At 60.7% G+C, this 21,321-nt stretch carries 16 protein-coding genes; 12 read left to right on the forward strand and 4 right to left on the reverse strand.

All coding sequences use genetic code 11. The annotated features are described in order from the left end of the window. Positions 1-36: 36 nt before the first annotated feature. The gene (locus tag QN219_RS27585; RefSeq protein WP_284003415.1) at positions 37-879 is read right to left on the reverse strand and encodes a sulfotransferase domain-containing protein; all 843 of its coding nucleotides are present in this window, start codon (positions 877-879) and stop codon (positions 37-39) included. 492 nt (positions 880-1,371) lie between these two features. Between QN219_RS27585 and QN219_RS27590 the strand changes: the two genes are divergently transcribed. After that, positions 1,372-2,550: a glycosyltransferase family 4 protein gene (locus tag QN219_RS27590; protein WP_284003416.1), complete on the forward strand. Its 1,179-nt coding sequence runs from the start codon at positions 1,372-1,374 to the stop codon at positions 2,548-2,550. A 203-nt stretch (positions 2,551-2,753) separates the two neighbouring features. Here the strand turns inward: QN219_RS27590 and QN219_RS27595 are convergent, their stop codons facing one another. After that, a complete protein-coding gene (locus QN219_RS27595; protein WP_284003418.1) occupies positions 2,754-3,110 on the reverse strand; it encodes a hypothetical protein in 357 nt (118 codons plus the stop codon). 219 nt (positions 3,111-3,329) lie between these two features. On the opposite strand from QN219_RS27595, the gene QN219_RS27600 reads away from it, so the two are divergent. The 3 genes from QN219_RS27600 (at position 3,330) to QN219_RS27610 (ending at position 7,471) form a co-directional block, all read left to right on the forward strand. Further along, on the forward strand, positions 3,330-5,447 hold the full coding sequence (locus QN219_RS27600; RefSeq protein WP_284003419.1) for a mechanosensitive ion channel family protein: 2,118 nt from the start codon (positions 3,330-3,332) through the stop codon (positions 5,445-5,447). A 138-nt stretch (positions 5,448-5,585) separates the two neighbouring features. Continuing rightward, entirely contained in the window at positions 5,586-6,683 is a 1,098-nt protein-coding gene (locus tag QN219_RS27605) for a glycosyltransferase family 4 protein (protein ID WP_284003421.1), read from the forward strand. After that, entirely contained in the window at positions 6,680-7,471 is a 792-nt protein-coding gene (locus QN219_RS27610) for a polysaccharide deacetylase family protein (protein WP_284003422.1), read from the forward strand. The genes QN219_RS27605 and QN219_RS27610 overlap by 4 nt, the downstream gene beginning before the upstream one ends. On the opposite strand, the gene QN219_RS27615 is transcribed toward QN219_RS27610, so the two are convergent. Continuing rightward, entirely contained in the window at positions 7,458-8,288 is an 831-nt protein-coding gene (locus tag QN219_RS27615) for an MBL fold metallo-hydrolase (RefSeq protein ID WP_284003423.1), read from the reverse strand. The two genes, QN219_RS27610 and QN219_RS27615, sit on opposite strands and share 14 nt — an antisense overlap. A 256-nt stretch (positions 8,289-8,544) precedes the next feature. Here QN219_RS27615 and QN219_RS27620 point away from each other — a divergent pair, with 256 nt between their 5' ends. Then, a complete protein-coding gene (locus QN219_RS27620) occupies positions 8,545-9,705 on the forward strand; it encodes a DUF3095 domain-containing protein (protein WP_284003424.1) in 1,161 nt (386 codons plus the stop codon). 57 nt (positions 9,706-9,762) lie between these two features. Here QN219_RS27620 and QN219_RS27625 read toward each other — a convergent pair whose 3' ends face one another. Further along, positions 9,763-11,100 (reverse strand): nucleotide sugar dehydrogenase, encoded by a 1,338-nt coding sequence (locus QN219_RS27625; RefSeq protein ID WP_284003425.1) that lies wholly within the window; start codon positions 11,098-11,100, stop codon positions 9,763-9,765. Positions 11,101-11,495: 395 nt separating this feature from the next. Here QN219_RS27625 and QN219_RS27630 point away from each other — a divergent pair, with 395 nt between their 5' ends. From QN219_RS27630 to QN219_RS27660, 7 genes are all read left to right on the forward strand, one after another. Continuing rightward, positions 11,496-12,845, forward strand: coding sequence for an adenylate/guanylate cyclase domain-containing protein (locus QN219_RS27630; RefSeq protein ID WP_284003427.1), 1,350 nt, complete (start codon positions 11,496-11,498; stop codon positions 12,843-12,845). Positions 12,846-12,876: 31 nt separating this feature from the next. Continuing rightward, on the forward strand, positions 12,877-13,845 hold the full coding sequence (locus QN219_RS27635) for a polysaccharide lyase (RefSeq protein ID WP_284003428.1): 969 nt from the start codon (positions 12,877-12,879) through the stop codon (positions 13,843-13,845). Between the two features lie 219 nt (positions 13,846-14,064). After that, the gene (locus QN219_RS27640; protein ID WP_284003430.1) at positions 14,065-15,957 is read left to right on the forward strand and encodes an ABC transporter ATP-binding protein; all 1,893 of its coding nucleotides are present in this window, start codon (positions 14,065-14,067) and stop codon (positions 15,955-15,957) included. Then, a complete protein-coding gene (locus tag QN219_RS27645) occupies positions 15,954-17,855 on the forward strand; it encodes an ABC transporter substrate-binding protein (RefSeq protein ID WP_284003432.1) in 1,902 nt (633 codons plus the stop codon). Before QN219_RS27640 ends, QN219_RS27645 begins: the two co-directional genes overlap by 4 nt. 1 nt (position 17,856) lies before the next feature. Beyond that, positions 17,857-18,855, forward strand: a complete 999-nt coding sequence (locus QN219_RS27650; protein ID WP_284003434.1) for an ABC transporter permease — start codon at positions 17,857-17,859, stop codon at positions 18,853-18,855. Further along, positions 18,852-20,027, forward strand: coding sequence for an ABC transporter permease (locus tag QN219_RS27655; RefSeq protein WP_284003435.1), 1,176 nt, complete (start codon positions 18,852-18,854; stop codon positions 20,025-20,027). The genes QN219_RS27650 and QN219_RS27655 overlap by 4 nt, the downstream gene beginning before the upstream one ends. A gap of 78 nt (positions 20,028-20,105) precedes the next feature. Then, complete coding sequence (locus tag QN219_RS27660; protein WP_284003436.1) at positions 20,106-21,320, forward strand: glycosyltransferase family protein; 1,215 nt, start codon at positions 20,106-20,108, stop codon at positions 21,318-21,320. The last annotated feature ends 1 nt before the right edge of the window (position 21,321 follow it).

Here is a 21,321-nt window from a genome sequence, read left to right on the forward strand (position 1 = left end):
CAATAGAATCAGGATGCGGGTATGCAATTGCCGCGATCAGACCTGCATTCCGGTGCGGCTGACAAGGCGCCTGGCAGCTGTCGTCAGATCCGCGGCGCACAAGCGCTCGATTTCCGCCACTTGCGCATCGTCCAGATAGTCTCTGAATCCGCCTGCCTTGCCGCGCCGCATGCGCAGGCTTTCGACGTCGTTTCGGTCATAGTCATGGGCCGGAATGCCTTCGGCACGCTCTCGAGCCTGCATGGCTTCGAAGCGGCCCGCCTCGACTGCTGCCCGAAGCGCCTTTCGATCTATTGGGCAGCCGAGAAATTCAAGAGCCGCTTCCACTTGCCGCTCTGTATCGGCAGAGAGAGCCTCATAACTCAGAACGAAGTGAGCGCGATTGGATAAGCCGCCGGCCCAACCATTCAGATAATCGATCATTGCGGGCAGCCCCTGGTCGCGGTCCGCTATGAAATCCGAAAGGCTGCCGGCGAAACGGTGCTTGTGGCGGCTCGCGTGGAAGTAGGCCGAGACGATCACGTCACGCGGGTCCCGGACCATCATTATGACCGGGCGTTTGAGGAAGAGGCTTGCGCTATAGTCGAGGTGGCTGACAAAGACCGTGGGGGTCACGCTCTTCGCCCCGCGAAAGCGAGAGCCGGGAATTCCGCGCACCGGGTCGAGATCGAAATTTGGCACGATCGAAAACATGTTGTGAAGGTCTACAGGCTCGGAAATGCCTGCGGTCGCAGCGAGGTAGTGGGAAAGAATGTAGCGGAACCATGTGCGGCCCGATTTCGGATAGGAGATCAGGAAACTGTCGGCGTGAGCCGCATGTACGGTAAGCCGTACGCGCCTCTCCACCCGACGCCATGCTCGCTTGACAATGCTGACCATTATAGTCTCCACAACCCGGCGTTGCCGAGAAAGTATAAAACTGCCATGCTTCAAAGAGGGCAATAAATGCTATATAGCGTAACTCATCTGACTTGCAGCTTTGAACGCTCAGAGCGGATAGAAGCAATCAAGAGGTGGAAAAATATTCGTTCCGCGTTTTCTGGGTGCGATTGGACCTCATAGGGTATCTCTGCCGGAAATGCTTTTTATGTCCGCAAGTGCCGATAAAATTAATGTTGATTCTCCGAATATCGCCAAATACAGTCCGGAAAACAGCTAGAGCTTATTGACGCGATTGTTGAAAATCAATTCGGTTAGTTGATTCTGAAATAAAAAACTTGCATCCTGTCAATAGCGCACTCGCCATTGCACCTGGGGGAGCGTCCGTGCCGACGCCGATAATTCTGTTTACCCGTTCTGAGGTCAATAGAGTCTGCACGATGAGACGAGATTCGCCCCGATCCTTGGGCCGTCGGGGGAGGGGCATTCGATATGAATGAGAGTGCGGATTCCCGGACCTTTGGATTGTCGAAGATCGCCGGCGCGCGAGTAACGATCGTCGTTCCAGGCCTTGGAGCGGGCGGCACCGAGCACGTGGTGAACGTCGTCAGTAATCACTGGAATGAGCTCGGCTGCACGGTGACGCTGATCACCCTGGAGCCGCCGGATGCGCAGCCCTATTACGATTTCGATCCCAAGATTGCCGTCGTGCGCCTGGGGGTGCCTCCTCGCAGAGCTTCGAAGATGCGGTCCGGCTCCCTCGTGTTTCGGCGATTTCAACGGCTTCGGACGGCTATCCGCGATTCGCGGCCGGACCTCGTCCTAAGTTTTCTGACGCGAACGAATGTCCTGACGCTCCTGGCCACAATCGGCCTTGCGGTTCCGGTCATCGTTTCCGAGCGCAACAACCCGACTCTGCAGCCGCTCGGACCGTTTTGGAGATGGCTCCAGAGGGGTCTGTATCCGCGAGCATTCGGCATGGTCACAATGACCCAGGGGGCCCTCGACCAGTTCCCAGCGAGAATACGCCGCAATGGATGGGTAATCGCCAATCCTGTCGATTTGCCCGACGGCTGGCAGAAAAGGCGTGGAAAAAACATTCTGGCGGCGGTGGGCCGCCTGACCCGCCAAAAGGGATTCGACCTTTTGCTGGAAGCATTCTCGAAGATCGCCGAGATCCATCCCGAATGGAAGTTGGTGATTTGGGGTGAAGGTGATGAAAGGCGCAGCCTGGAGGCTTTGCGAGATGCCCTCGGCCTACAAGAGCGCGTGGAAATGCCGGGGCTGACCCGGCGACCGGGGCTTTGGATTGAGAACGCGGACGTCTTCGTCCTGTCTTCACGTTACGAAGGGTGGGGGATCGTCTTGCTGGAAGCCATGGCCGCGGGCCTGCCCGTCGTTTCCTACGAATGCGATTGGGGACCGCGCGTCATGATAACGCATGATAGCGACGGCATACTGGTGCCGAGGGAGGATGTCGAAGCCCTTGCGAAGGCACTTGCACGGGTAATGGCAGATCGGGACCTCAGGGAACGGCTGGGGACGAGGGCGGAGGCGAGCGCTCAAAGGTACATGCCGGAGCAGATACTCGCCGAGTGGGACCTACTAGCCTCCTGCGCATTGAAGCATGCGTCGAAGATGCACATACAGGCACCTGATAACGCCGTCTAATCGGGCATTCCTCTCGTCGTGATTACTCGACGCCGTGTTGGCGGAGCGGGTCACGCTGGCCGGCATCGCGAAGGGGATTTCAATCTCTCCGGTCGCTGAAGACCAAGCTGGGTCGGAGGAGACACCGGCGCGCACGCTTTCGAGGAGGTTCATCGAGGTCGACGGTGTCTACGGCGTTCAAGTTTATCGCGCGTCGCGCGCCGCTATCTCGAAGTCGCCTGTGAGAAGGCTAGGCCATCGATCTGGCCGCCTTTCAGGCGGTAGACCGGGGATTGCGAGATGCCGGCGCCCGCATTGCCGCCCGGATTCTCGTGAGCATGGCGCACGATGCCCTCGTCCGGAGCGTTGCCGAAACGCTGCCGAAGGTCGTGCGGGCTATCGCCGAGCGTGGGAACCGGCAGTCTCCAACTCGAAACGTCGAACTGGCCCTTGTCGCAATCATCACGGCGCTCTTCGGTCTCTTCGGTAGAAACCATGGTAAGCGTGGGCTTCGCCCCGGAGGCATCTTCGCCGTCGGCAACGAACCACACCCGGCGCTGATCGTCCCTTGCAGGGATCATGTAGCAAGCGGAGCGCCAACGAAGGGCTGCGCGAATGCGTGCACGTCAACGAAACACGCAACCGCCTTGCACGAGCGTACTCCCGATCTCGATCAATCATAAACCAGATCACGCAGGATGGTGTTGCGCTCTGACACTGTTACAAGGCATCTGATATGTAATGTATGGTCGTGGCTGGGAACCTCATGGCGGTCGGCCGCAAACGGGAGGGCGGGGTCCATGAATGTAGCTTCAAGTCATTGCAGGAATGGCGTGTTTCTCGCCTCGTCTGTCCTGTTTCTCCAGCTGGTTTTTGCGCTCATCGGCCCTGTGGCCGCACAGGAACCGACGGTTACGGCACCCCCGGCCAAGGTGCAGCAGTTGATCGGACTGCTTGATGATCCCGAGGTCCGCCAGTGGCTCGCGTCCAAGCAGACCGCCACACCAGAGGCACAAGCGCCGTCGACGGGGCTTGCCTCCCGATTGGTCGCCCAAATCAAGAAGCACCTTGGCGGCATGCGGGATGCGGTTCCCCGGATGGTTCCGGAATGGCAGGCGGCGAGAGAGCGCATGGCAAGCGACATGCAGAACCATGGGACGATGCCCGTTCTGCGGGGCTTTGCCTTCATATTGTTCCTCGGCTACGGCGCCGAATTCTTGCTGCGCTATTTCCTGCGACGCGGCGCGGGCCGCAGTGCCGCGCATGACGGGTGGGCCCTCAACGCGTTTACAAACATCGCGCCTCTTGTGGCTTTCGCAATCGTTGGTATTGCAGCCTTCGTGCTATCCGGTTGGCCACCGCGGCTGGAAGCGGCTGTCGCGCCGCTGCTCATAGCCTGGATCGTCGCCCGCTTACTGATTGCCGTCGCATCCGCTGTGTTCAAGCCGGCGGCCACGGCAGCCGCGACATCGGGAGCAGAAGGGGAGCATGCCACGCTTGCTCCGGACGACGCCAGGTTCTGGTTCAATCGATCCGTGTTGTTTATCTGCGCGTTCGCCGTTGCGTGGGCGATTGGCGATCTCATGGAGGCGCTGTCATTTCCGGCCGATGTCCGCGACCTCGCCACGGCGATTCTAGGGCTTGTCGTTCTCGGCCTGGCGATCGACACGGTGCGTCGCCGGCCTGGCCAGGCGGTGATGGCCGGGCGCCGGATGCTCCGCAACGCGATGATCGTCGCCTTTCTGGTGCTGCTCTGGCTCCTTTGGGTTGCCGGCATGAAAGTCTTGTTCTGGATTGGCATCTATGTTCTCGGCTTGCCGCCGCTGTTGCGCTTTACCAGTGCGACCACGAGAGCGATACTCGACACTTCTGGAACCGACGGTGTTCTCGTGTTGCGCAATGTGTTGATCGAAAGAGGTGCCCGGCTGGTGATCATCGCGCTGGCGGCTGCCTGGCTCGCCATCGTCTTCCGCTTTAATGGCAGCACGATGATGCAGGACGATGCCTTCAACCGCATCTTCCGCGGCATTCTCGCCGGTGTCGTCATCTTGCTCGCGGCAGATCTCATCTGGCAACTGGCGAAGGAGATCATCAATCTGCGCGTGAACCAGGCCAGCGTCGAAGTCGCGGATCCGGCGCAACTCGCCCGCAATATGCGCATGCGCACGCTGCTGCCGATCCTGCGCAACTTTCTGGCCGCCTTCATTGCCGTGGTTGCCGTGCTCATGGTCCTTTCCGGCCTCGGCGTCGCGATCGGTCCGCTGATCGCGGGCGCAGGCGTGTTCGGCGTCGCGATCGGCTTCGGCTCGCAGACCTTGGTCAAGGACATCATAAGCGGCATTTTCTACATGATGGACGATGCCTTCCGCGTCGGCGAATACATCCAGAGCGGCAGCTATATGGGGACGGTCGAATCCTTCAGCATCCGCTCCGTCAAGCTGCGCCACCACCGCGGTCCGGTGTTCACCGTGCCGTTCGGCTCGCTTGGGGCAGTCCAGAACATGAGCCGCGATTGGGTGATCGACAAGTTCAAGATCAACGTTTCCTACGACACTGATGTTGCCAAAGTGAAGAAGGTGGTGAAGGGTGTCGGGGCCGCGCTGCTCGAGGATCCAGAACTCGCGCCGCTGATCATCGAAACGGTGAAGATGAAGGGCGTCGAGCAGTTCGGTGATTATGGCGTCACCCTGAGCTTCGCCATGACCACCAAGCCGGGGCATCAGACTCAGGTCAGACGGCGCGCCCAAGCCCTGATCAAGGAAGCATTCAAGACGCACGGCATTTCGTTTGCCTCGCCGACGGTGCAGGTCGCGGGTGACGAGGCGCAGTCCACGACGGTCGCCGCCGCCGCGACACGTGACGCGATCGCCAAGAAGAACGCGGCCCTCGCCCAGGCGCAGGGGGCGCCGACGGAATAAATCGACGATGCGGAGTGAGAGCCTCAGGTGACGCGCGTGGGCTGCGGCTCCGCCCGCTTGCTGCGGTGCCGGTAGCCGATCGGACGCATGCCGGGCCATGTTGACAACCGATCAGGAAGGCGAGATAGCTCGCCTCGAATGAAGATCGCCTTTTACGCGCCTTTGAAATCGCCCGATCATGCCGTCCCTTCCGGCGACAGGCAGATGGCGCGCCTGTTGATCGACGCGCTTCGACTGGGCGGACATGATGTCGGGATCGCGTCGCACTTGCGCAGCTTTTCACGCCAGGCCTCCGACGAACAGCTCTCGTCCCTCAGAACGGAGGCCGAGCGAGAGGTTCGCCGTCTCCGACGCCTTTGGCGCGACGAGGGACCGCCGGACGCGTGGTTCTGCTATCATCCCTATTACAAGGCGCCGGACCTGATCGGTCCTCGCATTTCGGCGGAATTCTCCATTCCCTATGTCACTGCCGAAAGCTCCTACTCCCACCGCCGCAATGTGGGCGCCAGGAAGCCGGCTCAGGATGAAGTCGCGGCCGGCGCCAGGCAGGCCGCCGTCAACATCTGCTTTACGCAGCGCGACCGCGAAGGGCTGGAAGAAGCGATTCCGGGTGTCCGCCATGCCATGCTCGCGCCGTTCACAGACGTGGCGCCGTTCCACGAACCACGACAATCCACGGACGGCGTTTGCCGGCTGTTGGCGGTGGCGATGATGCGGCCGGGTGACAAGATGGATAGTTATCGGATGTTGGCCAAGGCGCTGACGCTCTTGGTCGATCTGCCCTGGAAAATGTCGATCGTCGGCGACGGCCCCGCTCGGGCGCAAGTGCATGAGGTGTTTGCCGGGCTGCCGGCCGAGAGGCTGGACTGGCTCGGCGAGAAGGAGCCTGGGGCGATCGCCGGGATTCTCGCACGTGGCGATCTCTATGTCTGGCCGGGCTGCGGCGAGGCCTATGGCCTCTCCTATCTTGAGGCGCAAGCGGCTGGCCTGCCGGTCGTCGCGCAACGAACCGCCGGCGTTCCGGAAGTGGTCAGGGATGAGGAAACAGGTTTGCTGACGAAGGCGGGTGAGATCGACCTGTTCGCCGCAGCGATTCGGCGGCTGATCAGTGACACCGCCCTGCGGGCCGAGTTCGGGGCAAACGCGCGCCGCTTCGTTATCGAGCAACGGTCGCTGCAGGCGGCGGCAAGACGCCTCGGCGAGATCTTCAGGGATTTTGTGGAGAAGGCGGCATGACGGAGACCTCGACATGGCAACCGCTGATCGACAGGCTGGATCGCTTGCGTGCCGGGCAGCGCGTCGATTTCTGGTTGCGCGACGATGACGCGGTCGAGCCGACTCCGGCGCTCGACCGGCTGGTGGAACTGACGGATCGCTTTTCGGTGCCGGCGACCTTGGCCGTTATCCCGGCGCATACGAACGGCGAGCTCTCGCATTATCTCGACCGCCGTGACGATATCAGCATTGCCGTTCATGGCTGGGCGCACCGAAACCATGCGTTACCCGCGGAAAAGCGGCAGGAACTCGGTGACCACCGGCCACGGGAGATTGTTCTCGACGAGTTAAACAGGGGGTACTCCCGTCTGAGAATGCTCCATCCCTCCTCCTTCGTGCCGCTGCTCGTCCCGCCATGGAACCGGATCGATGTAGCCCTGCTTGGCGGATTGCCGGAGATGGGCTTCAGGGCCCTCTCGGTGTTCGGTCCCGAACGGAAACCCGCGCGCAAGGCGGCGTACGAGAAAGCGAGTTCGCTATCCGCTTTTCCGCGGCTGAGGCTCATCAACACGCATGTGGATGTAATGGATTGGCGCGGAACGCGCGGCTGTCGGGATCACCGGGAAATCATTCGAGATATCGTACGGCGTCTGGACGAGATGGACCTGGACGAAGAGGCGGTCGGTATTCTCACGCACCATCTGGTCCACGACGAGAGCGTGTGGGAATTTCTGTCGCGACTGTTCGATCTCACCGCCGCACACCCCGTCTGCCGCTGGCGCAAGGTTGGTGATCTCATAGCTCGATGATCTGGTGATCGCGGGCCGCAAAGGCTCCCTCGAAAAAGGCCTGTACTTCCTCTTCCATCGCCGCGATCTCGACATCCGTCCGCGACGGATCATGGTGAAACATTGCCAAGCGCGATACGCCGGCAGCTTGCGCCAGCTTGGCGCCGTGCATGCCGGTCGAGTGTCCGTAGCCTCGATAGGTCGGCATCTCCGATTCGAGATAGGTGCAGTCGTAGACCATGAGGTCGGCACCGGCGATGAACTCGAGGAGGGTAGGGTCGAGAATGCCGGCCTCGTGTTCCGTGTCGTAGATCAAGGCGACGGCGCGGCCGCCCCAATCGACCCTGTAGCCGACGCAACCGCCTGGATGAACGAGGCTCATCGTGCGGATGGAAACGCCCTTTCGCGGTGAAAGGGTCTCGCCGGGGCGAAAATCCACGCAGTCGAGGCTTGCCTGACAGATGCCTGGGCCAACCGGAAACCAGGGCGGCCGCATGAAATCGTTGATCATTTCCTGGGTAGACATCGTGCCGTGAAGATGGCCGGACCAGAACCGCACCGCCGAACTGCAGCGATAGATCGGCTTGAAATAGGGAAGCCCGATAATGTGGTCATAGTGTGTGTGGGTGAAGAAGACATCGTACTCGGCGACGCCCTCGGCCATCAGCGCCAGCCCCGCCTCGCGCAACCCCGAGCCGGCGTCGAAGATCAGGACTTCGGTGCCGCAACGGACTTCAATGCAAGGTGTATTGCCACCATAGCGTAGGAACTGTTCGCCGGATACCGGCAAACTGCCTCTTACTCCCCAGAACCGGACTCGAAAGGTGTTTTCCTGCATTCCTGTTTTGGCTTCGTGCTGCCCGCCTCGGCGCTTTTGCCTGCGTGCATTTTCTCTAGACAAGCACAGATCATAAGGGTCCTGCAACGCCATAAGTTCCAATCAGATTGTAGGGGTTGCTTTATTTCTAAGTTCTGCACTCCAAAGCCTGTATTGAAACTTTATCTACCGATCTAACGTGATCTGGAGCAAAACGAAGAATTGAGAAGCGATTTTCAGCCGCATTCGGGCTGAAGGCGAAAGGTTGGACGCAATCATGGTGCAGGCAGCTGACATGCAGTTTTACGACAGCCTCCTCCTCTTCGAGGCATTCGAAGGGGTTGCCGACGAGGCCAACTACCGGCCCTTGCCGGATGGATGGGTGCTGGCGGTTGCAGACATCGTCGATTCGACCGGCGCCATCGCGGAAGGTCGCTACAAGAGCGTCAACATGGCAGGCGCAAGTGTCATATCGGCGCTGATGAATGCGCTCGATGAACGAAACCTGCCTTTCGTCTTTGGGGGTGACGGGGCGCTCGCGGCAGTACCCGAGGCAATGGCGGCAAGGGCACGAACGGCGTTGGCGGCCGCAAAGACCTGGGTCGCGGAAGAGCTGAACCTCGATCTGCGCGCCGCACTTGTTCCGGTCAGCGACATACGCGCCAGCGGCCTCGACATGCGTGTCGCGCGCTTCAAGGCAAGCGAGGAAGTGTCCTACGCCATGTTTTCTGGCGGTGGCGCCAGTTGGGCAGAGGCGCAGATGAAGGCCGGGCGCTATCAGATCGAGGCCGCCGCGCCAGGAAGCAGGCCGGATTTGACCGGACTGTCCTGCCGCTGGAATCCGATTGTCTCTCGCCATGGGGCGATCGTCTCGATCATTGCTGTTCCAGGCCCGCAAGGCAATGGTCCGGACTTCCAGGCGCTTGTCGGCGACATCGTGGCGTTGGCGGAAGGCGAGGAGCGTGGCGGACACCCTGTGCCGGAAAATGGTCCCGAGCCGCGGCTTTCCATGCAAGGGGTCGCGGTCGAATCGCGCGCCGTGGCGCCCAGAGGTCGACGTTTCCTCGCCTGGTCGTGGATAACCCTGCAGAGCCTGGTGCTGTTCTTGTGCTTCAAGCTCGGCTGGAACCTCGGCAAGTTCGATGTCACGCAATACAAGCGTGATCTGGTCCGCAACTCCGACTTTCGCAAATTCGACGACGGGCTGAAGATGACGATCGATATCGGCGTCGAGCGGCTGCGCCAGATCGAAGAGCGGTTGAAGAGGGCGGCTGACGCCGGCGTGTCCAGCTACGGGTTGCATCAGCAGGATTCCGCGCTGATGACCTGCATCGTACCGGCGGCAATGAGCCGCGACCATGTGCACTTCGTCGACGGAGCAGCCGGTGGTTACGCAATGGCGGCGAAGAATCTCAAGACGGCGCTCGCTCCAGCCTAGCAATTCGAGGAAAAGCGCGTCACGGTTTTCCGTCCGCTCGCAAAACGCGACGTCGTCTCAGGCCTTGACCACCTGGTCCGCAGCAATGCCGAGCCGGGAGAAAACGTTACGCGTATCGACGATCAGCGTCGCCCAGTCCGCCAGCGCCTTATAGTCGATGCCGTCGTGGTCCGTTGCGATGAGCACCGCATCGAACCGGCGCACGTTTTCCTCGTTGAAGGAAATCGATCGACGGCCCTTCAAGGGGAGATGCTCGCGGGTCGACGGGATTTCTTCGACATGCGGATCGTAGAACGCGGCGCTGCCGCCGCGCTCCTCGATGAGTTCGATCAGCCTGAGAGAGGGACTCTCGCGAATGTCCGGCACGTTCTTCTTGTAGGCGAGGCCGATGACGAGAACGTTCGAGCGGCTGAGCGCCTTGCCCTGCCTTCTGTCGAGCGCTTCGGCGAGCCGGCTGACGACATGGCGCGGCATCGCCGAGTTGATTTCGCCGGCAAGTTCGATGAAGCGGGTCGGCAGTTCGTATTCGCGCGATTTCCAGGTGAGGTAAAAAGGGTCGATCGGGATGCAATGCCCGCCGAGTCCCGGTCCGGGATAGAAGGGCATATAGCCGAACGGCTTCGTCTTGGCCGCTTCGATGACTTCCCAGATGTCGATTCCCATGGCCTCGTAGACGACCTTGAGCTCGTTGACGAGGGCAATGTTGACGGCGCGGAAGATGTTCTCGGTAAGCTTTACGGCTTCGGCCGTGGCGTTCGACGAGACCGGAACGACGGTCTTGACCACGGCGGCATAGAAGTGCTGCATCAGTGCTGCCGCCCGCGGTCCGTCACCGGCCACAACCTTGGGGATGCTCGCGGTTTCAAAGGCGCGGTTGCCCGGGTCTTCGCGCTCCGGAGAGAAGCCGATGAAGAAGTCTTCGCCGGATTTCAGACCCGTTTCTTCCAGGATCGAGCGGACGATACCGTCGGTGGTGCCAGGATAGGTGGTCGACTCTAGCACGACGAGCTGGCCCGGCCTGAGGGCGGCGGCGATCGAGCGCGCCGTTCCCTCGACGAAGGAGAGGTCGGGATCGCGATGCTTGGTCAGTGGCGTCGGTACGCAAATGACGATCACGTCGCAAAGAGCAAGATCGGCGAAATCGGTCGTCGAACGGAACCGGCCTGCGGCGATCTCGCGGCCAAGCGCATCGTCCGTAACCGCCTCGATATAGGAGCGGCCGTCGTCGAGGGCGACGATCTTCGAAGGATCGATATCGAAACCGATCACCGGAAAACCGGAGCGGGCCACCGCAACCGCGAGCGGCAGACCGACATAGCCGAGGCCGATGACACCGATACGCGCCTGGCGTTGAGCGATCGATTCAAGCAGCCTGTCGTGATGAAGGGAGGTCAAGATAGGGTTCCATCTTTCAGGGGCGGGCGATCACGGCGATCTCGATTGCCGGAGCATGCGCCGCCGGAGCATGCGTCGTTTGTTGGCGAGAAAGCAGCCGCAAGTCAAGCACGACGCATACCGCAGGCCACCCCAACAATTACAGGGTGCAATTACGCGATCAATCCCGTGTACGATCGACGCATGATCAAAAATTTCGAACGTCTCTGGAAATCGGGCTCGCCGGTGAATATCTCCAGGCAAGAAGATGCTGCGATTCAATCGCCGCAACGCCTGCCGCCAAGCGCGGCACACGCCGTTCGTTACAACGGGCATCACACGGCAGACGTGGCCTTGATCGCAAGGTCCGCGCGATAGCTGTCGTTGCTGGCCGTCATGCCGATATGAGGAATGCGATGAGCCCGATCAACAACAGCGTTTCCGAGATTCTTCTGGACAAGGTCGCAGACTGGCTGATGCGAGCATCGCTCAGCGACGAGACGCTCGAAACTCTCGTGCGCGGCTTCTGCGAACGCCTGGCCGCCGCGGGCCTGCCGCTCATGCGCGTCCATCTGTCCTTTTCGATGCTGCATCCGCTCTATGACGCGCTTGGGTTCACCTGGTGGCGCGGCAAGGGCGTGGAGGTAAGCGGTTTGCGCCACGAGGAGCTGGCGCTCAATCCCGACCGTTTTCTGCGCAGTCCCTATTACTATCTGCTCAACAACAACCTCGATCACGTCAGGCGGCGGATCGATCCGGCAGAACCGTCGGAGTTTCCGATTTTCGACGAGTTGAAAGAGCACGGTGCCACCGATTATCTCGCCTTCATGCAGCCGCTCGGGACCGATTCCGACCATGGCATGGTGGGATCCTGGACGACGGATCGCCATGGCGGCTTCAGCGACGACGTGATCGCGGCGCTGCTCAAGCTTCAGAATCATCTGGCGGTTGCTGCCAAGGTCGCCGTCCTCGGCAAGCTTGCCGACAACATGCTCACGACCTATCTCGGCGCCAATGCCGGACGGCGCGTGATGAGCGGCCAGGTGCGGCGCGGCGACGGCGAGACGGTTCGCGCCGTCCTGGTGATGGCGGACATGCGGGAATCGACCATGCTCGCCGAGAAGGAGGGTCGCCAGGCCTATATCGAGACGCTCAACGGTTTCTTCGATGCGATCGCGACGCCGTTCAATCGAAACGGCGGGCAGATCCTGAGCTTCGTCGGAGACGGGTTCATTGCCGTCTATCCGTGCGGCCGCCACAAGGAGCCTTCGGAAATGGCCAGCCGTGAGGCGTTTGCCGCGGTGAGCGCGGCGACGGCGCGCGTGGCGGCGCTGAACGCGGAGAGGAAGAGGCAGGGACGCGATCCGATCGGCTATGGAATTGGCCTCCATGTCGGCAACGTCATGTTCGGAAATGTCGGGCTTCGTGACCGGCTGACCTTTTCCGTCTTCGGCTCGGCGGTGAACGAAGTGCAGCGGCTGCAGAACCTGACGAAAAAATACGCCCACAACGTTGTCGCCAGCGAAGCCTTCGTCAACTATTGCGGCGGCGACTGGGCGACGCTCGGGCAGGAGAAACTGCGCGGCGTCAGGCAGAAATTCACCATCCTCTATCCCAAGGACGCAGCGCTTGCGGCAATTGCGGAAGAGCGTCCCGACGATGCAACTCAGGATGGACTTTCGGAGGCGGAGCATGTCATGCTGCTCTATCGCAACACGAAGCAATCGCCGGGGCCGCGCGGCCTCATCGACAAGATGTTGCAATAGATCGGCAAGACGCTCGCTTTGAGGAGGTTCGATGTTCCGTGTCGTTTTTCTGGCCGCAGCACTCGCCGCAACAAGCGTTGCGCATGCCCAATCGACGGAACAGCAACCGACCTTGGAGCAGAAGCTGGTCGACGGGTTCGAGGGTAGGGACTTTGCCCCTGAAGGCGGGCTCTACTATCGCGACAACTTCGAACAGAGCGCCGGCTCCTATGTATTTCAGAGTGACGTCAAGCGGACCGGAAATGGTGGGTTGAAACTGTCCATCGTGCCGAAATGCCCGCCGTCGGACGACGGGTGCAGCGAGCGGGCGGAGATCTGGGAGAAGACCGCATTGCGCGTGGCTTACGACCAGGGAGTCTGGTACGGCTTTTCGGTCAAGTTCGCCGATCCCGTTCCAAGTGGAGACCATCGCTACCTCATTGCGCAGTGGAAACGTGAAATCGATCACGGCGCCAACGGAGACTTCAGCCCCTTCCTGGCGTTCCGCATGAGCTTGGGTAAGCTCTTCGTTACCGTCGAGACCAATTATCTGCCGCCAGTGTCCACCGGGCCTGCGAACACGCCGGCGCGCTGCGCGCCGGGGGAGGTTCCCGTCTGGGTTCGCCCCGAACTGAACCAGATGCGCATGCTGGTTGCGACGGACGCAAACTGGAAGGCGGAAGATGGCCGCCTTTTTAATTCGTGCACGACCGCGGTCACCGTGACCAATCACGGCAATCCGCTGCCGGAACCCAAGTCCGGCTGGATCGACTTTGCCGTCTTCACCAAACCCGGACCCGACGGGTCCGGACATATAGAGCTGTTCGCCAATGGACAGCCGGTCATTACCGTGAAGGGGCATATCGGCCACGCGGACAAGGGGCTGGGCGAAAACCAGTATTTCAAGTTCGGGCCGTACCGGGCGGCGGATACTACGAACTGGACGCTTTACTATGACGATTTCCGTCGCTCGACGCGTTGCGCCGACGTCCTGCCGAGCGGCATTTGTCCCTTCTCATAGGCTGCGCCGCCCGCGCAAATACAGCACCTCTGGCGCTTCGGGTGGTGTGCTGGACAGCCCGTTGAAGCTAGGCTACTCTTTTTTTGGGGCCGGACGCTACGCCATCGCCGAGCGCGGAGTCGCTTTCGGGCAATGATGCGTAGAACCAAAGAGGAGAGCGTCCATGTGCGTTCCGGGACGACGTACGACGCTCTGGGGTAGTGAGGAAAGCGTGCTGCAATGACATCAGGAGCGGACCTGCTGCGAGTTGAGGGTCTGCGGATCACATTCTCGGTGCTCGGCGGCGAAGTCGAAGCCGTCAGGGGTGCAAATTTCAGGATTTTGCCAGGCAAGGTAACTGCGCTCGTCGGCGAGTCCGGGTCCGGCAAGTCGGCGATCAGCCAAGCCATCATGGGCATTCTGCCGAGCGTCGCAAGGGTTAGCGGACGCGTCCTGTTCAACGACCCGGCCGTCGCGGGCAAGCCTGTCGACCTGCTTTCGCTCGACCCGGACGGGGGCGATATCCAGGACATTCGTGGCGCGCGCATCAGCAAGATCTTCCAGGAGCCGATGACCTCGCTGTCGCCGCTCCACACGATCGGAAACCAGATTTCCGAGGTGATGGCGATACACACGGACGCCGAAAAGGCCGAGCGGAGAGCGAGGACCGAGCAGCTGCTGGGCTATGTCGGATTTGCCAATCCGACGCGCGCTTACGACATGTACCCTTTCGAACTCTCCGGCGGGATGCGCCAGCGCGCGATGATCGCCATGGCGCTGATCTGCCGCCCGGCGCTCCTGATTGCCGACGAGCCGACAACTGCGCTCGATGTGACGGTGCAGGCACAAATTTTGCAACTTCTGCGCGAGCTTCAAGCGAAGCTCAACATGGCCATGCTGTTGATCACGCATGATCTCGGCGTCGTCGCCAACATGGCCGACGAAGTCGTCGTCATCTATCACGGCGAGATCGTCGAGGCGGGACCGGTCGATGCGATCTTCCGAAACCCGCAGCATCCCTATCTGAAGGGGCTGATGGCCGCTGTGCCGCACTTCGACATGAAGCCCGGAGAGCGGTTGAAGGCATTGCGCGAGGTGCCGGTCAAGGCTGAAAACCTTCTTGGAAACAAGCCATCTCAAAAGACCTCGGGCTCGGACATTCTGATCTCCGTCCGTAACGTGACGAAAACGTTCACCACTCGAAGCTCGGGTTGGTTCGGCAGCAACGGTGATTCTGAGCACCGCGCCGTCGACAATGTCAGCTTCGACATTCGCCGCGGCGAATGCCTCGGTCTTGTCGGCGAAAGCGGCTGCGGCAAGACGACGGTGAGCAAGATCCTGATGCGTGCGGTGAGCCCCGATGCAGGATCGATAACCTACGACGACGGCGAGGGGGCGATTGACCTCCTGAAGCTCGAGGGCGCGGCACTGAAGGAGTTGCGCGCAAAAATCCAGATGGTCTTCCAGGACCCGGTATCGTCGCTTTCACCGCGCATGACGGTCAAGAACATTCTCAGCGAACCGCTCGAGATCCACGGTCGCGGAACGGCAAAGTCCCGGGTCGAAACCGTCCGCTCGCTGCTTCAGGCCGTCGGGCTCGACCAGCGTTTCATCAACCGCTATCCGCACAGTTTCTCCGGCGGTCAGAGGCAGCGTATCGGCATCGCCCGCGCGCTCGCGCTCGTTCCGGAGTTGCTGATCTGCGACGAGCCCGTCTCCGCGCTCGATGTTTCGGTGCAAGCCCAGATTCTCAACCTTCTCAAGGACTTGCAGAAGGAATTGGGCCTGACATCGCTCTTCATCTCGCACAATCTCGCGGTGGTGGACTATATGGCGGATCGGATCGCGGTGATGTGCGCCGGCCGGATTGTCGAGCTGGCGCCGCGCGAAGTGCTGATGCGTAATCCCGTGCACCCCTATACCAAATCACTGCTCGCAGCCGTGCCCTATCCGGATCTCGATCGGAAGCTCGATTTCGATGCCCTCCAGGCGAGTGGGGGATCGGACAAGGGGCGGTGGGGAGCACAGTTCTCGGACGATGGTGATGAAGACGCCCTCTTTCCCGCGAATCTCGGCGGCGATCATTTCGTCCTTGCCCGAAAGTCGGTGGATGCAAGGGAGCTACGCCCATGATCACCCGCAGAACCGCACTTGCCATGCTCGCTTCCACCGTTCTGCCGCCGCGCCTGCTTGCGGCGGGAACGGAGGCCGAAGCGCTCGCGCCGCTGGTCGCGGAAGGCAAGCTTCCTCCACTCAACGAACGGCTGCCGAAAACGCCGCGCGTGATCAATGTCGCAGCAATGGGGCGCACGCCCGGCAGGCACGGCGGCGTCATCCGGAGCCTGATCGGCAGCGCCAAGGACATCCGTCTGATGACGGTCTATGGCTATTGCCGGCTGGTCGGCTACGACGAGGCGCTGAACCTCAAGGCGGACGTTCTCGAAAGCTACGAAACGGTCGAGGACCGCATCTTTACGCTGCGTCTGCGCGAGGGCCACAAGTGGTCGGATGGAACGCCGCTTACGACGGAAGACTTCCGCTACTGCTGGGAGGACGTGCTGCTGAATGAGGACCTGTCTCCGGCGGGTCTCCCGACGGCGCTGGTCATGGATGGCGAGGCGGGCAAATTCGAGATCATCGACGAACGGACCGTGCGTTATTCCTGGACGAAGCCCAATCCGGATTTCCTGCAGAAGCTCGCCGCTCCGCAGCCGTTGGTCATCGTCATGCCGGCCGCCTACCTCAAGCAGTTCCACAAGAAGTATCAGGACGAGGACAAGCTCAAGGCAACGATGAAGGAAGAGCGGGTCAAGAAGTGGAGCCAGTTGCACATGCGCATGGCACGCTCCTATCGTCCGGAAAACCCCGACCTGCCGACGCTCGATCCCTGGCGCAACACCACGCCGCTTCCGGCCGAGCAGTTCATTTTCGAGCGCAATCCATATTTCCACCGGGTCGACGAAAACGGCCTGCAACTGCCCTATATCGACAAGTTCGTGCTGAATGTCAGTTCCTCCTCGCTCATTCCGGCGAAAACCGGTACGGGCGAAAGCGACCTCCAGGCGACGGGCATTGATTTCGTCGACTACACTTATCTGAAGGATGCCGAGAAGCGCTATCCAGTGAAGATCAAGCTGTGGAAGAAGACGCAAGGGTCGCGCCTGGCGCTGCTTCCCAATCTCAACTGCTCCGATCCGATATGGCGCCCGCTTTTGCAGGATGTCCGTGTCAGGCGCGCGCTGTCGCTGGCGATCGACAGGCGCGAAATCAACATGGCGGTCTTCTATGGTCTTACCAAGGAGAGCGCCGATACGGTGCTGCCGGATAGTCCGCTGTTCCGTCCCGAATTCGCAAGCGCCTGGGCGGCCCACGATCCGGCTCAGGCCAACAGCTTGCTCGACGCGGCGGGTCTGGCCAAGCGCGGCAGCAACGGAATCCGTATCCTGCCGGATGGACGGGCGGCGCAGATCGTCGTCGAGACGGCGGGCGAAAGCACGCTTGAGACCGATGTTCTGCAACTCATAACCGATTATTGGCAGAAGGTCGGCATATCCCTCTTCATCCGGACATCCCAGCGCGACACCTTCCGCAGCCGTGCGGTCGGCGGCGAGATCATCATGTCGATGTGGTTCGGCATCGACAACGGCGTTCCCACCGCAGACATGAATCCGGGCCAGCTTGCACCCACCGCCGACGACCAGTTGCAATGGCCGGTCTGGGGACTCAACTATCTCTCGCACGGCGAAATGGGCGAGGCGCCGGAGCTGCCGCCGGTGGTCGAGCTTCTGGATTTGCTCAAACGCTGGCGGCATTCGTCGACCGACGCCGAGCGGGCGGAGATCTGGACATCGATGCTGTCGATCTACACCGATCAGGTCTTCTCGATCGGCCTCGTGAATGCATCGCTGCAGCCGATTCTCGTCTCCGCGAAGCTCCGGAACGTGCCGGAAAAGGCGCTCTACGGCTTCGACCCGACGAGCTATTTCGGCGTATACAATCCTGACACCTTCTGGCTTGAACAGGACGCCTGACATGCTGCGATACATTCTCTGGCGTATCGCCGCGATGGTCCCGACCCTCCTCATCATTTCGGCTCTGGTGTTCGCGATCATCGAACTGCCGCCGGGAGATTATTTCGAGAGCTATATCGCCGAGATCAGGGCGCAGGGCGAAGGCGTCAACATGGAGCAGATAGACGCCCTGCGCAAAGAGTACGGCTTCGATCAACCGCCGGTGCTGCGCTACATCTATTGGGTCGCCGGCATGCTGCAGGGGGACTTCGGCTATTCGTTCGAATACGAACTTCCGGTGAGCGAGGTCGTGGGAGACCGGCTCTGGCTGACGATCCTCGTCTCGTTCTTCACCATCATGCTGACCTGGATCATCGCGTTCCCGATCGGCATCTATGCCGCGACGCATCAGTATAGCTGGGGCGACTATGGACTTTCCCTGATCGGCCTCATCGGGATTGCGGTGCCGAATTTCATGCTGGCGCTCATCCTCATGTATTTTGCCAACATCTGGTTCGGCACCTCGATCGGCCATCTCATGGATCAGAAATTCCTTTCCGAGCCGATGAGTTGGGCCAAGGCCAAGTCGATGCTCGAGCACATGTGGATACCGGTGATCATAATAGGCGCGGCGGGAACGGCGGGCATGATCCGGCGGCTCAGGGCCAACCTGCTCGACGAACTTCAAAAGCAATATGTCGTCACCGCGAGGGCGAAGGGGCTCTCACCTACCAAGACCCTCCTCAAGTACCCGTTGCGCATGGCGCTCAACTTCTTCATCTCCGACATCGGCTCGATCCTGCCGGCGATCATTTCCGGCGCCGAGATCACGGCGATCGTCCTCTCGCTTGAAACGACAGGACCGATGTTGATCAAGGCGCTGCAGAGCCAGGACATGTATCTCGCTGGTTCGTTCCTGATGTTTCTCGCATTTCTCACAGTCATCGGTGTGCTGATTTCCGATCTTGCGCTCGCCGTTCTCGATCCCAGAATCCGTCTGCAAGGCAGGAGTACGAAGTGACGTCACCTATACCGGCGCCCGGCGAACCCCTGCCGCATTATGTATCCACCGCCCCGTTCGATCCCTATTCCGTCGAGGTCATGACGGAGGAGCAGGTGCGCGTGAACCAGGCGTCGCAGTTGCGCCTGATGTGGTGGAAGTTCAAGCGACACAAGCTGGCGCTCGCCTCTGGCATTTTCCTTGCAGCCCTTTACGTCATGATTCTCTTTTGCGAGTTTCTGGCGCCGTACAACCTCCACACGCGCAACGTCGATTTCATCTACACGCCGCCGCAGCCCGTTCACTTTTTCCATGACGGCGCATTTGTCGGCCCCTTCGTCTACGGCCGGACGATGACACTGGACATGGATACGCTGAAGCGGAACTATGCGGACAATCCTTCGGACGTGGAACCGATCCGCTTCTTCTGCCGCGGCGACAGCTATCGTTTCTGGGGTCTTTTCGAGACCAATCTGCATCTGGCCTGCCCCGCAGAGGGTGGCCAGCTCTTTCTCCTGGGGACCGACCGGCTGGGGCGCGACGTGCTGTCGCGTATCATATACGGCGCGCGGATTTCACTGACGATCGGCCTTCTTGGCATTACCGTGAGCTTTGTGCTCGGGATCGTCATCGGCGGGCTCGCCGGCTATCATGGCGGCGTTTTCGATCTCATTGTCCAGAGATTGATCGAGGTGCTTCAATCGATTCCGAGCATTCCGCTGTGGCTGTCGCTCGCGGCGATCATGCCCGCAACATGGAGCCCGATCCTCATCTATCTCGGCATCACCGTGATTCTGGGGCTTCTCGACTGGACGGGCCTTGCGCGGGCCGTTCGCTCGAAGCTGCTTGCGCTGCGCGAGGAGGACTATGTCCTTGCGGCACAGCTGATGGGCGCGCGAAGCAGCCGCATCATCGGGCGCCATCTTGTGCCGGGATTCATGTCCCATCTCATTGCCACTGCGACGATCTCCATACCCGGCATGATCCTCGGCGAGACGGCGCTGAGCTTCCTCGGGTTGGGTTTGCGCCCGCCGATAACGAGCTGGGGCATTCTGCTGACGGAGGCAAAGAGCGTCAGCGTCATCGCTTTCTATCCCTGGCTGCTCTTTCCGACTATACCGGTCATTCTTGTGATTTTGGCGTTCAACTTCCTGGGAGACGGCTTGCGCGACGCGGCCGATCCCTACAAATAAGGCCGACATGCCATTGACTGCCCGCGGGCGCTGTAACGTGTTGCAGGCTTTCTAAATAATGAGCGAAAGGTTCTTCGCATGGTACGGCGTTTCGAGGATGCCCGGATCCTCATGTACAGCCACGACACGTTCGGCCTCGGTCACCTGCGGCGCTGTCGGACGATCGCGCATGCGCTCGTGGAAGACTATAGCGGATTGCAGATCTTGATCATCTCCGGCGCAACGATCGCCGGAGCCTTTGATTATCGCGCGCGCGTTGACTTCGTGAAGATACCGAGCGTCATCAAACTCAGAAACGGTGAATACACATCGCTCGACCGGCATATCGAATTGCACGAGACGCTGAAGATGCGCCAGTCGATCATCCGCTCGACGGCGGAGACGTTCAAGCCGGACATCTTCATCGTCGACAAAGAGCCCATGGGCCTGCGCGGAGAGGTCGAGGATACACTCACCTATCTCAAGACCCGTGGCACGAAGTTGGTTCTTGGGCTTCGGGAAATCATGGACGCCCCGCACCTGCTCGAAGTCGAATGGAAGCGTCGCGACACCATGCGCAAGATCGAGCAGTTCTACGATGCGATCTGGGTCTATGGCCCGCCGGATTTTTACGATCCGCTGGTGGGCCTTGAGGTGCCTGCGGCGGTGCGCGAACGCATGAACTTCGTCGGTTTCCTGCAACGAAGCGTGCCGCATGACGGGCTGCCCGACCACAGGCCCGAAGGGGACTATATCCTCGTCACCACCGGTGGAGGCGGTGACGGCGCTGAACTCATTCATGACGTGATCCATGCCTATCAGCAGGATCCCGAACTGACGCACAACGCCCTCGTGGTGCTCGGGCCTTACATGCCGGCGAAGCAACGCAACAAGCTGATCAAGAAGGGCGGTCGTATTCCTTTCATAAAGATAATCGAGTTCGACAATCGCATGGAGGAACTGATCGCCGGCGCGAGAGGGGTGGTCTCGATGGGCGGCTATAACACCTACTGCGAGATTCTCTCCTTTGACAAACCGGCCTTGATTGTGCCGCGTCTCGAGCCGCGCGAGGAGCAGTTGATCCGCGCTCGACGCGCGTCCGATCTTGGCCTCGTCGAGATGCTGCTTCCCGATGAAGCCGAGGATCCGCTGCGGTTTGCGGCTGCGTTGAAGGCGTTGCCGGGACGTGCGCCCCCGTCGCGCGCCGCCAATGGCCTGAGGCTTGAGGGCCTTGTCCACATCTCCGAGCTTGTCGGCAGCTGGCTCGATCATAGATCGAAAGAGCACCTGAGCATCGTGAAGCAAACGAGCTGAG

This window comes from Sinorhizobium sp. 8-89, from assembly GCF_030124325.1.
Taxonomy (GTDB): domain Bacteria; phylum Pseudomonadota; class Alphaproteobacteria; order Rhizobiales; family Rhizobiaceae; genus Sinorhizobium.